Origin of the sequence: Acinetobacter sp. NIOH-H-8 (assembly GCF_046635365.1) — a bacterium.
Taxonomy (GTDB): Bacteria; Pseudomonadota; Gammaproteobacteria; order Pseudomonadales; family Moraxellaceae; genus Acinetobacter.
In genome coordinates, this window is sequence record NZ_JBHDVN010000005.1 from 1 (window position 1) to 12,916 (window position 12,916).

A 12,916-nucleotide genomic window follows, 5' to 3' on the forward strand; every position below is an offset into this window, starting at 1 on the left:
TGCTATAGACCACATTTAAGTTTAAATATGAACACCCCGAATCAGACGTATGAGCAAACTAAAACCGAGCTAATTGCTTAACTCGGTTTGAAGTGGAATACTGTCAATCTATTTCAGGACAAGACAATCTTTAATGATTCCCATCATATTTTCTTTTACCGCACCGACATAATCCGCATCATCATGCTGAATATGATTGATCAGCCATTTAGATAATACTTCATGTAATTCCGCTTCAATAGATTGGCCCAGTTCAAAACGGTCACGATAAGATTCAATCTTTTTAATAAACAGGTCATGCACACGTTTATGTGGCACACGATATTTATAACCCGCTTCTTCCTGAAGTGATTCTTCAAAGGTAAAATGCGACTGAGTATAATCAATAATATTTTCTAGAATCTGTTTAATACGAGCACGATCGGTATTGGCATCAATTCCATCAATCTCATTGATATAATCGAGAATTCGTTTGTGCTGATCGTCAATCACATCGATACCAGTATTATAATCTGGAACCCATTTCATTTTCATTACGACCACCTATTGATATTAATGATTTATCGCTTGAAAAAGATCATATATCTAATTGATTTAAATAAAAATGAAGTAAATCGGTTGGTTTTCAGTTTATTTTCTATTTAATTAATGTAAATCATTGTTTATCCAGTCAATTATATTTTAAACCCGACCACAAGAATAAAGTATTTTTTGATCGATTTTATATTTCATGGTTTATTTATTTTAATGATTTCACTATAAAATATATATCAAATTCAAAAAAACAGAGCGATGTCCTGTTTTTTTAATATTGAACTTTAAACAGATTTAATATAAATCCGCTTTAGTGACCCGTTTTAGCGAAGGATCCAGACGCTCTCTTTCCAGACGGGCGACATGCGTCAGTTGAGAACGATATTTGGCTCCATCTCTGAACAAAATCATTTCACCCTCCTGAAAGGCTGTCCATTCTTCATTCTGCGTCAGCGGCTCTGTGGTAATCACAGCGACCCGATCTTCAGGCGTGGTGACCTGACTAAAATCCACTTCAACTTCGATATCAATCAGTTGGGCTGGCTTAAATGGATATTCACGTACCAGCCAATGCAGTTTAGTCGTTGCATAGGTAAATAATGCCTGACCATTGGACAGACAGAAATTAAAAGTTCCATGTTCTGCAATGGATGGAGAAATCTCGGCCAGCAAATCAAAGACCTGATCCAGCTTTGGTTCATCATAACCAAACCGTTTCACCAGTTGATCCAGCAAATAACAGAAAGCGCGCTCACTGTCAGTATTCCCAACTGGCGTAAAACGGCCCGAAAGCTCAGGTAGAAAATCTTTTAAATCACCATTATGGGCAAAGATCCATTGTCGTCCCCATAATTCACGGCTAAACGGATGCGAATTTTCCAGATTAATTTTGCCCTGTGTCGCCTTACGGATATGTGCAATCACATTACGGGATTTGATCGGATAATTACGCACCAATTCTGCAATCGGTGATTCAACAGCTGACTGATTATCGACGAATAATCGGCAGGCTTTATCTTCAAAGAAAGCAATCCCAAAACCATCAGAATGATCTGAGGTAATCCCCGCCCGCTGAGAAAAACCTCGAAATGAAAAGGTAATATCTGTTGGTGTCGCACAATTCATTCCAAGTAGCTGGCACATAATCTTCATTCAGGTCACAGAGTGTTCTTAAGGTTATTGTGCATCACAGGCTGAACCTTTTCAAATCTCGATCATTGCAATGCTATGCGCTAAAAATGCTAATAAACTATTTTTTTATATTCAATTTAGCAAAAGGAATTTAAGCTCCAAAACTTAGCTTAAAAATGAATACTTTAGATTTAACTTTCATATTTCTAGTGATCAAAATCTTAAAATAAAAGAAATAAAAAAGAGCCTCAAGTGAGACTCTTTGATATTCAATTTATCTTTATGGACGATGTGGATTAGAACGATTGGTAATTAAAGTTCCTACACCATGATCAGTAAAGATTTCTAACAGGCTCGCATGTGGTACACGACCATCCACGATATGTGCACTGATCACGCCGCCTTTTACTGCATCAAGCGCACAGCCGACTTTAGGAATCATGCCGCCATAGATCACACCTGTTTCGATCAGACGATCAACTTCCTGAGTCGTTAAACCGGTCAGCAGATTTTTATTTTCGTCCAGCACACCGGTAATATTGGTCAACAAAATCAGCTTTTCTGCCCCTAAGGCTTCGGCCACTTTACCCGCAACTAGATCGGCATTGATATTGTAGGTGTTGCCTTCTTCATCGACACCGAGCGGCGCAATCACCGGAATAAAGTCACTGTTGGTAAACATTTCCAGTACGTCAGTTTTCACGCCAACGACTTCACCCACCATACCCAGGTCCACTTTTTGGATTGAACCGTCTTCAGCCGTCTTTTCCATTAACAGCTTTTTGGCGCGTAACAGGTTGCCATCTTTACCGGTTAAACCAATTGCACGGCCACCATGTTTGTTGATCAGGTTCACAATTGATTTGTTTACGCTACCGCCCAGAACCATCTCGACCACTTCCATGGTTGCCGGATCTGTCACGCGCATACCATCAATACGGTCAGATTCACGACCTAGCTGTTTCAGCATAGAATCGACTTGTGGACCACCGCCGTGTACCACAATCGGATTTAAACCGACTGTTTTTAATAAAACGATGTCACGTGCAAAAGAGCTTTCCAGCTCAGGATCCGTCATCGCGTTGCCACCGTATTTTACCACCAGGGTTTTACCCGCAAAGCGTTGGATATACGGCAAAGCTTCAGTCAAAATTTGTGCTTTGTCGATGCCTGTATGCTGATTTGGCATTCGCCTCTCCTTATTGAGCATCTAAAATGTCTTGAGCGATCTGTGGATAACGGTCACGCAACATGGATACAAACAGATGTCGAATTTCATTCAGGCCTTGTGCATCATTGGCATCAAAGCGCACCGTGAAATATTCACCTGTATTGGATGCTCGAATGATGCCAAAACCATCATCAAAATCAAGACGTATCCCGTCAATTTTACTGATTTGTGCATTTAATTGCGTAGATTGCTGCTCAACAAAGTTTAAAAGCTCAACAGGCTGCACCTGATGAGTGGAAATATATAAGTCTTCAGTCCCGTGACGTTTTGGATAAGCACGCAAGGCCTCACTTAAAGTCACACCTTTCTGGTCTAGATATTCCATGACCCGAAGCGCTGCATAAAGACCGTCATCATAGCCCCAGCCACGTCCGTCATTAAAAACATAATGTCCGGCATATTCACCACCAAAAATGGCCTGATGCTGGGACTGCGCCAGATATTTTCGCAGGAATGAGCTACCAGTACGAATCATCACCGGTTTTCCGCCCAGGCGTTGAACTGTATCGCGAATCAGGGTTGAACATTTAACGTCATAAACAAACTGACATGCTTTTGTGCCAGTCATACAAATTTCTGCGAATAAACAGAGAAGCTGATCAGCACTAATAATGACACCCTGCTCATCCACCAGTACCAACCGGTCCCCATCACCATCTAGGGCAATACCCAGATCCGCCTGCTGTTGCATGACAACCTGACGCAAGGTTTGTAAATGCGCTTCCTGAGAAGGATCAGGCGCATGATCCGGAAAATGCCCATTGGCTTCACAACGTAAGGCGGTAACTTCACAACCTAGTTTTTGCAGCACCAAGTTGGCACAACGTCCTGCTGAACCGTTCAGACCGTCCAGCACTACTTTAAATGGGCGCTTCAACTGAATATCTTCAAGCATTTCCTGCTGATATTGCAGACAAAATTCGGGAATAATTTGGTGAGGCAAATCATTCAAACACGATAAAGAACTATTTACATGAAGTTTTGCTTTTTGTGCGACCTGCTGAATCATCTCGGGACAAGGCGGCTCCCCTACAATAATCCATTTAATTCCATTATCTTCTTTAGGATTATGGCTGGCCGTGACCATCACACCATTACCATCAAACTGACGCGCTGTGTAATACAACATCGGACTGGAACAACAGCCGATAATGGCAGCTTCAATAGCATAGTCCTGAAAAATACGGCGAATGGTTTCAGCAAAAGCCGGACTGCTGATGCGGGCATCATAGCCAATCGCAACCCGAGTCTGTCCCGCAGTTTGATATTGCTGAGCCAGACCATGCGCAATAGCATCAATCACACCTGTACTGAGTAAACTGACTTTACCCCGGATATCGTAGGCACGAAAAATGTGAGCCGGAAAGGGTTGATTCATGGATCCCATAATCTGTTCTTTTCAATATTGAATATAAGGAGATAAAATAATGATTAAGCAATCATCATGACTTTAAACATTTGTTTTTGTTTTAAGACTCTGTATTTTTATATGAAATGAATGTGACAATCAATTATAAAAGTATAATTATTAATCTTTTATGTATTTAATTTGTATAACTAGTAAAATAAATAAACCCAACTAAAAATGACTTCTTTTATTATTTATCACCTATTTTCTTAAATTCTAAATGATTTTATTTTTCTACTTAAATGATCCTAAAATTTATTTAAATATTTTTCATTAAAATAAATTTCAAGAATAAAATTCATTAAATAGCACTATTATTTTTTATTATTTCTATGATTAAAATTACGAAAAAAATGACTTAACTCAGAATATCCAAGTTAAGTCATCCTTTAATTTTAGTTTTTACCAGTATGACCGAAACCGCCCGCGCCACGCTCGGTTGCTTCAAACTCATTCACCAGATCAAATTCGGCCTGTACCACAGGGACTAATACATATTGGGCTAAACGCTCACCAGGTTCCAGGCTAAATGCCGTCTGACTGCGGTTCCATACAGAAACCATCAGCTCGCCTTGGTAATCTGAATCGATCAGACCCACCAGGTTACCTAAAACGATCCCGTGTTTATGACCTAAACCAGAACGTGGCAAGATCAAGCCAGCAAATGCTGGATCTTCAATATAAATTGCCAAACCAGTTTTCACTAGAACCGTTTGACCTGGTTCAATCACAGTTGTTTCGTTGACACATGCACGAAGATCGAGTCCTGCTGAGCCTATGGTTGCATAAGTCGGCAATGGCCATTCCTGACCCAGACGTGAATCAAGGACTTTCACCTGAACTTTCATGTATTTATTCCTGTTGTTTAATATCAAAAAATTTAAAGAATCAAAATCGTAGCGTTCTGTTACTTTTACCGTTTAATCAAGGCGCGTAAATTATCCAGATAATGCTGAGCCTGCTGTTTCGGATCAATATTGCCTGCAAGTTTTTTCTTACGGCCTAACCATTCCAGTTCATCTTCTGGCAGCTCATCCAGGAAGCGGCTTGGGGTCATCTGTTTCATCTGTCCCCCTGCCTTACGTTGCTCAGCCAAGGTAATAGTCAACCCCTGACGCGCACGAGTAATCCCCACGTACATTAGACGGCGTTCTTCCTCGACTGTTTCCGCAGCAATCGAGTTCTTATGTGGCAGAATTTCTTCTTCCAGTCCGATTAAGTAGACATAAGGGAATTCCAGACCTTTGGATGCATGCAAGGTCAGAAGGTTAACCTTATCCGTATCTTCCTCTTCCTGCTGCTGTTCCAGCATATCGAGGAGCACCATCTTACGAATGACACTTTCGATATTCTTTTCATCGACATCTTCAGCACGATTAATCAGGCTCTGAATACTGCTGTAGAGCACTTCAATATTATCAAGCTTGGTTTTTTCCTGTGCCGGTGTCGCTGCGGATTCCTTGATATAGTCAATATAGCCCGCTTCCACCATCATCTGACGGATGATTGGTACAGGTTCATCGTCTTCCAGTAAATTGCGGGTAAAGTTATTAATGAAATCTGAAAATTCTGCCAGTTGTGTGGTCGCTTTCTTTGGAATGACCATGGTCAGACGTTGATCACCTGCTGCTGACAGTAGAGACAGATTATTTTCCTGGGCAAACAGACCGAGTTTTTCCAGTGTCACCGGGCCAATCGCACGTTTCGGCGTGTTAATAATCCGCAGGAAAGCACTGTCATCTTCAGGGTTAATAATCAGGCGCAGGTAACTCATGATGTCCTTGATCTCTGCACGCGCAAAGAAAGACTGGCCACCTGAAAGCTTGTAAGGAATCTGCATCTGGCGAAGCTGGGTTTCCAGAATACGCGCCTGGAAATTACCACGATATAGAATTGCGTAATCTTTCCAGTTTTTCCCATTCATCAGCTTATGCGTGATCAGGTCTTTGACTACACGTTCTGCTTCATCGTCATCATTACGACAGGTGATGACACGGATCGCTTCACCGTGACCTTTATCTGACCAAAGCTTTTTATCAAAGATATGCGGGTTGTTGCCAATCACGGTATTAGCAGCTTTCAGAATACGGCTAGTGGAACGATAGTTTTGTTCCAGCTTGATCACTTTCAGATTCGGGAAATCCTGTTGTAATAGCGCCATATTTTCAGGTTTAGCACCACGCCAGGCGTAAATCGACTGATCATCATCCCCTACAGCAGTGAACTGCCCCATAACCCCGACCAGTAATTTCACCAGAATATACTGTGCCGTGTTGGTATCCTGATATTCGTCCACCAGCAGATAACGCACGCGGTTTTGCCATTTATCGCGAACTTCCGCATTTTCCTGCAGCAGGCGCGTTGGCATCACAATCAGGTCATCAAAGTCTACAGCGTTATAGGCACGCAGATTACGCTCATAAAGTTGGTATAAATGCGCGAACTGAACATCTTCCGGGGTTTCACAAGTCGTGTGAGCCTGTTCTGGTGGAATCAGATCATTTTTCCAGTCCGAAATCATCTTCATGGCTTTGGCGATCAATTCTTTGCTTTCAGCACCTGAAAGATTATCGCGATGCATCAGATCCATCAGAATCCGCTTACAGTCATCGGCATCCAGAATCGAAAAATTATTTTTTAGCGGTGTGTGTTTGAGCTCTAAACGTAATAAATTTAGACCAAAAGTATGGAAGGTCGAGACTGAAAGGCCCTTGGCTTCTTCTCGGGTCAGCAATTTGGTGACACGCTCTTTCATTTCACGTGCTGCCTTGTTGGTAAAGGTCATTGCCGTGATCCGGTGGGCCGGAATACCACAATGCTTGACCAAATACGCGATTTTTCTTGTAATTACCGAGGTCTTGCCTGAACCCGCTCCGGCAAGTACTAACAAGGGTCCTTGAGTATATTTCATGGCTTCAAGTTGCTTGTCATTTAACTGACTGGCGAGTGACATATGGCTTCCTCTTCTAGATTCGGCTCCGATTATAGTCATCTCATGCCCAGATGCCTAATTGAAAATTCATTTTCCTGCGTCATCTTTCAGACATAAAAAAACCACCCGAAGGTGGTTTTTCTGCAAAATCAGTGATTACTGAACGGCATATACTGCGATTTCAACACGACGGTTTTGTTCTTTACCAGCCGCAGTTGAGTTGTCTGCGATCGGGTTCGCTGAACCAAGACCTTGTGCATTGATACGAGTACGTGCTACGCCTTGACCAGCAAGGTAGTTCGCAACAGATTGTGCACGTGCTTGAGACAATGGAATGTTGATTGAGTCATTACCAGTACTGTCTGTATAACCAGTTACCAGGATACCGCTTTGGCTGTCTTCAGTCAGAACTTGAGCAACTTTGTTCAATGTTGCATAGAAGTTTGGCTTGATATTTGACTTGTTAGTGTCAAATGTAATTGCGCCAGGCATTACCAGGTTGATTGAACCATCTGGATTACGGTTAACGTCTACACCTGTACCGGCAGTTGCCTGACGTAATTTTTTCTCTTTATTGTCAAGATAAACACCAGCAGCACCACCTACAACTGCACCAATTGCAGCTGCACGGTTGTTTTGACGGCTAGTATTGGCATTACTTTTAGAAATACCATAACCTGCAGCAGCACCAATTACTGTACCCAAAGCTGTTTTGTCGTACTCAACACCACCCAGGTTATTGCCAGTAGTTTGACAACCTGTAAGTGCTACTGCCCCTGCTACAGCTGCTGAAATTAATAGTGCACGCATTGCATGCCTCCTTTGTAGTGTAATTTATATCTTAGGTCAGATAATGATTTAGAAATAATGGGATAACCATTGATTTTTTGTTAATAATAAATCTTTTAGTAATATTTTGTAATGTTTATGTGTAACCAATTTCCTGAATTTCATCATAGTTTCTTCACAGTTTAGTGATCAGACTTTTCTATTCGCTCAACTCCCTCTATATTGTTCAAAATGTGATGAAATTTAGACGATTATTCTCTGGGACTGTTTTTATATGTCATCTAAAAGCAAGCAACAAACGACTTTAAAAAAACTTACCCGTGGCCTCACGGTGACATCCGTCATGACTGGCAGTACTTTTTTTCATGGGCCACCTGTACTGGCTTTGGGGCTGACCAAACTTTTTAAGAAATCTTCTAAGATTGATGAAACCAATATCAAGATTACCAATAGCTGGTTAAGCGTAAATAACTGGCTGATTGACAATGTCCTGAAAAATACCAAATGGCAAATCAGCATTGATGAATCTCTGGATCTGAATATGCAGGGGCGTTATTTAATGACCTGTAATCATCAGAGCTGGGTGGATACCACGGTAAACCAGTATTTCGGTTTAACACGTATGCCTCTCACCCGCTTCTTTACAAAATGGGAACTAATTTTTATTCCATTTGTAGGTCAAGCCTTTAAAATTCTGGGCTTCCCGATGATGAAACGGCATAGCAAAGAACAGATTGCCAAAAACCCTGCCCTGAAATACCGGGATATGGAAGAAGCACGTAAGGCATGTGAACAACTGGTTAGCCAGCCATTTACCTTGCTGAATTATCTGGAAGGCACGCGCTTTACCCCGGAAAAGCATGAACAGCAAAAATCGACTTATAAGCATTTGTTGAAGCCTAAGGCGGGGGGTCTTGCGCTGGCACTGAATATTCTGGGAGACAAAATTGATGCACTGGTGGATATGACTATTGTTTATCCTGACGGTGTGCCAGGTTATGGAGAATTCTGGTTAGGCGAAGTCCCGCGTATTGTCGTGAACTTAAGAAAAATTGACATTCCAGACTGGGTACTCGGTGGCAATTATGAAGATGATGCAGATTACCGGGCGCGTTTCCAGCAATGGGTAGACCAGATCTGGACTGAAAAAGACCAATTAATTGAGCAAATGCGGCAGAACCTGATTTCCGCTTCTGCCTGACATTTGCCAGAGAGACTATGAAGAACGACAACCCGGACCTCGTGTCCAGCTCATTTAAATTTATTCGCAAAGGCACCTGGGGCTGGAAAATTGCACTGATTTACGACATTTTCATGATGGTTGTCATCATCATCAATTTGTTCTGTCTCTGTGCCAATGCCATTCTGATGAGCGATTTTGGGCACTGGTTGTTTGACTTCATTCGCTTGCCTGATGTCTTGCAGTTTTATAAAAGTGAATTACGTCCCTGGGTAATTATTACCGAGGGATGGTTTACCACCTTCCTGATTATTGAACTCATCGTTCGCTGGTTCATTGCCATTGTTATGCGCCACCATGCCCGCTGGTGGTTCTTTCCCTTTGTGCACTGGTATGAAATTTTATCCATCATCCCACAGCTACGTTTTCTGCGTTTGTTACGTGCAGTCGCGATTGGCTACAACCTGCATAGCCATGGATACAAAGTCATACCGGCAAGCTGGTATAGACGGGGTAATTTCTACTATAACCTGCTGATGGAAGAACTTTCGAGCCGTGTAGTATTGACGGTACTGGATGGCATTAAACGTGAACTCAGCACCAGCACATCACATAAACAATTAATTGATGATTTGGTGGAACATCACCGTAAATTACTGGCTGTTGCTTTGGCAGATATCTTGCAAGAGTCTTTGGGCAAGGAATTACAGGCACAGCGCTTCATGATTTCAAAAAATGTCGGGCAAGTCGTCAATCAGGCCATTGAAGATACACCTGAGCTCACCCAGCTTCTGCGTCTGATTCCCATTGTGGGTGGACGGCTGGAACGCCAGATCCAGAGTATTGGTCAACGTCTGGGAGAAAATATCACTCAAGGCCTGATCGATCCTTTTACACATAGTGGATCACAAGAAAACCCGACTTTTGCCATGATTTCAGATAAGATTAGCCAGATTCAGATTGAACATAATCCACATATTGATAAATTAGTCGAATCGGCTGTTTTTGAAACACTTGAAGCCATTCAAAAACAGGTCAAAGTAAAACAGTGGCAACAGATTTTAGAAGAACACGAACAAAATCAGGGCTCAATAGATAGATGAGTTTTCATTTGTGGAATCGGTTAAGATAAGTGGATTCTATTCGTATAAAAAAATAACTTGGATCGCTAGAGAATTAACGAAATTTGTTCTAGGATTTGCACTATTTACAACATTGCTTCGACATAAAACAGCAAGTCAGAAGTATTAAGGAAAAATTATGGCTGACATACGGATAAAAGGCAGAATGGTCAATGCGCTACGCATTAGCCTCGATACCAATGATCATGATGCAATCCGCCAGCAACTGAAACCAAAATTACAAGCGGCTTTTCCGCCAGGCACATTGGCGGTAATTGAAAGTTCAGTCGACCAGGAACTGATTGCCCTGATCCAGTTACTGATTGATCTCGAAGTTCAACCTATGGCAGTGACTGAAGGGATTCTAGGTGATCAGGCTCGTGCAATTCAGTTCCCTGTTCTGCCACCTGACCGTCAGTTGCAGGAAATTAAGGCGACCAAAGAACAGGTCGTGGAAGTCAAACCTGAATCTACTGCTGACGATGAAAAAGCTGATGCAGCACCGATTGTTGCGCATGTGACCTCTTATCACGATGAAATTCTGCGCACCGGCCAATGCATTGGGCAGAATCAGGGTGACATTATTATTACGGCCGGAATAAACAGTGGTTCAGAAGTGATTGCTTCAGGCAATATCCATATTTATGGCAGCGCGCGCGGCCGTGTGATTGCAGGTGCAGGTGGCAATACTGCAGCGCGTATTTTCTGCCATGCGCTGGAAGCCGAACTGATTTCTATTGCAGGTACTTACTGTGTGGCCGACGACATTCCACCGAATGTTGTGAAAAAACCCGTGCATATTTACTTGAATGATCAACAAGAGCTTGTATTTGAAGCTCTACAATTTTAATGTATAAATAAACACCAAAAACCCCATTTTATAGGGGATTTGAACCATAACAGGAGTGGATTCGGTGGCGAAAATTGTTGTCGTAACATCAGGCAAAGGTGGCGTAGGTAAGACTACAACAAGTGCATCTTTTGCAACAGGTTTAGCCCTACGTGGCCACAAAACTGTGGTAATCGATTTTGATGTAGGCTTGCGTAACCTTGATTTGATTATGGGCTGTGAACGCCGTGTAGTATATGATTTTGTAAATGTTCTCAATAACGAAGCACGATTACAACAAGCACTGATTCGCGATAAAGATATTGAAAATTTATATATTTTACCTGCTTCACAAACACGTGATAAAGACGCTTTAACTGATGAAGGCGTAGAACGTGTAATGGATGAGCTTTCACAGGAATTTGATTATATCGTGTGTGACTCACCTGCAGGTATTGAACGTGGTGCCATTTTAGCCATGTACCATGCAGATGAAGCCATCATTGTGACTAACCCTGAAATTTCTTCAGTACGTGACTCTGACCGCATCATTGGCATGTTAGATAGTAAAACTAAAAAAGTAGAACAAAACGAAGGTCGCATCCGTAAACACCTGTGCATTACCCGTTTCAATCCGGAACGTGCCGATAAACAGGAAATGTTAACGATTGACGATATTTCTAAAGATATTTTACGTGTTCCAACCTTAGGTGTTATTCCTGAGTGTCCAAGCGTTCTACAGGCATCGAATGAAGGTAAACCAGTGATTCACTTTACCGAATCTGCCGCAGGTCAGGCTTATGATGACCTTGTAGCACGTTTCCTGGGTGAAGAGCGTCCTTACCGTCATATCGAAGTAAAACCTAAGGGCTGGTTAGCACGATTATTTGGAGCGTAAACATGGCTGGATTCTGGAGTAAACTTTTTAGTAGCGAGGATAAACCATCAAGCGCACAAACCGCGAAAGACCGTTTGAAAGTCATTGTTGCTTCTGAACAGGGTTTGGGACGCCGTTTGAGTCAGGATAAAATTGACCAGATGAAGACAGAAATCATGCAAGTGGTCAATCGCTACGTCCGCGGGGTTGATGAACAGCACATTCAGATGCAGGTACGTTCTGAAGCAAACATTGAAATGCTTGAAATGAATATCAATTTACCTGAAGAGCGATAATCTGAATTTTGATTAGTCAAGTAAATTGATTCAAGGCAAAATATGAGCCTCAACAAAGCGTTGCTTTGTTGAGGCGCAAGACAAGAAGCTTGGCTTCGCGTTGACTTGATAGTAATTACTATTTTACCTAGTCTCAAAACGTGAAGTGATCCTTCGAATAGACAAAGTGCATGATAAGACTTTGCCTCTTGCGAACTCATATTTTGCCTTTTTTTCATGCCGAAGAATTACATCAAGGAGATTGCGATGGCATTATCTCAACCAGCGACCTTTAACGAAGAATGGTCAGATGAGCGTGTATATGCCTACCTGAATCAGCTTCCTCCTGCAGGCGTCAATGCAGATTTCCATGTGCTTTATCATGCATTCAAGCATATGCGCCCTTTTGACTATGAGCGCCTGCTAACCAAATTTGTCGCAGACGGTCGCGATCTTAACGCCACCAATCCGGAAGGACAGCGCATTCATGACGTGATTGCCACTTATCCGCGTCAAAGTGCCGAGTTCTTGGCAGTATTAGAAAAATTTGCATAAGTTGAAATGCATAAAAAAAGCCTGCTTAAAGCAGGCTTTTTTAATCGCTAGAAA

At 42.0% G+C, this 12,916-nt stretch carries 13 protein-coding genes; 6 read left to right on the forward strand and 7 right to left on the reverse strand.

The annotated features are described in order from the left end of the window. Positions 1-108: 108 nt before the first annotated feature. From ACEWB7_RS03800 to ACEWB7_RS03830, 7 genes are all read right to left on the reverse strand, one after another. On the reverse strand, positions 109-534 hold the full coding sequence (locus ACEWB7_RS03800) for a bacteriohemerythrin (RefSeq protein WP_411580446.1): 426 nt from the start codon (positions 532-534) through the stop codon (positions 109-111). A 294-nt stretch (positions 535-828) separates the two neighbouring features. After that, on the reverse strand, positions 829-1,677 hold the full coding sequence (locus ACEWB7_RS03805; protein WP_034434176.1) for a class II glutamine amidotransferase: 849 nt from the start codon (positions 1,675-1,677) through the stop codon (positions 829-831). Between the two features lie 268 nt (positions 1,678-1,945). Further along, a complete protein-coding gene (gene argB, locus ACEWB7_RS03810; protein WP_159123314.1) occupies positions 1,946-2,854 on the reverse strand; it encodes an acetylglutamate kinase in 909 nt (302 codons plus the stop codon). Positions 2,855-2,864: 10 nt separating this feature from the next. Beyond that, positions 2,865-4,283: a phosphomannomutase/phosphoglucomutase gene (locus tag ACEWB7_RS03815; RefSeq protein WP_312308834.1), complete on the reverse strand. Its 1,419-nt coding sequence runs from the start codon at positions 4,281-4,283 to the stop codon at positions 2,865-2,867. Positions 4,284-4,699: 416 nt separating this feature from the next. Then, positions 4,700-5,152: a dUTP diphosphatase gene (gene dut / locus ACEWB7_RS03820; RefSeq protein WP_312308832.1), complete on the reverse strand. Its 453-nt coding sequence runs from the start codon at positions 5,150-5,152 to the stop codon at positions 4,700-4,702. Between the two features lie 65 nt (positions 5,153-5,217). Then, positions 5,218-7,257 carry a DNA helicase Rep gene (gene rep / locus ACEWB7_RS03825; RefSeq protein ID WP_312308830.1) on the reverse strand — a complete coding sequence of 680 codons (2,040 nt, stop codon included), beginning with the start codon at positions 7,255-7,257 and terminating at the stop codon, positions 5,218-5,220. Positions 7,258-7,392: 135 nt separating this feature from the next. After that, positions 7,393-8,046, reverse strand: a complete 654-nt coding sequence (locus tag ACEWB7_RS03830; RefSeq protein WP_034704448.1) for an OmpA family protein — start codon at positions 8,044-8,046, stop codon at positions 7,393-7,395. 253 nt (positions 8,047-8,299) lie between these two features. Here ACEWB7_RS03830 and ACEWB7_RS03835 point away from each other — a divergent pair, with 253 nt between their 5' ends. From ACEWB7_RS03835 to ACEWB7_RS03860, 6 genes are all read left to right on the forward strand, one after another. Further along, the gene (locus tag ACEWB7_RS03835) at positions 8,300-9,226 is read left to right on the forward strand and encodes an acyltransferase (protein WP_312308826.1); all 927 of its coding nucleotides are present in this window, start codon (positions 8,300-8,302) and stop codon (positions 9,224-9,226) included. Positions 9,227-9,243: 17 nt separating this feature from the next. After that, positions 9,244-10,308 carry a preprotein translocase subunit SecA gene (locus ACEWB7_RS03840; RefSeq protein WP_312209905.1) on the forward strand — a complete coding sequence of 355 codons (1,065 nt, stop codon included), beginning with the start codon at positions 9,244-9,246 and terminating at the stop codon, positions 10,306-10,308. A 157-nt stretch (positions 10,309-10,465) separates the two neighbouring features. Next, the gene (gene minC, locus ACEWB7_RS03845; RefSeq protein WP_312308825.1) at positions 10,466-11,176 is read left to right on the forward strand and encodes a septum site-determining protein MinC; all 711 of its coding nucleotides are present in this window, start codon (positions 10,466-10,468) and stop codon (positions 11,174-11,176) included. Positions 11,177-11,240: 64 nt separating this feature from the next. After that, complete coding sequence (gene minD / locus ACEWB7_RS03850) at positions 11,241-12,053, forward strand: septum site-determining protein MinD (protein WP_166137968.1); 813 nt, start codon at positions 11,241-11,243, stop codon at positions 12,051-12,053. A 2-nt stretch (positions 12,054-12,055) separates the two neighbouring features. Beyond that, a complete protein-coding gene (minE, locus tag ACEWB7_RS03855) occupies positions 12,056-12,328 on the forward strand; it encodes a cell division topological specificity factor MinE (protein ID WP_004783265.1) in 273 nt (90 codons plus the stop codon). A 246-nt stretch (positions 12,329-12,574) separates the two neighbouring features. After that, a complete protein-coding gene (locus ACEWB7_RS03860) occupies positions 12,575-12,862 on the forward strand; it encodes a PA4642 family protein (RefSeq protein ID WP_004783267.1) in 288 nt (95 codons plus the stop codon). The last annotated feature ends 54 nt before the right edge of the window (positions 12,863-12,916 follow it).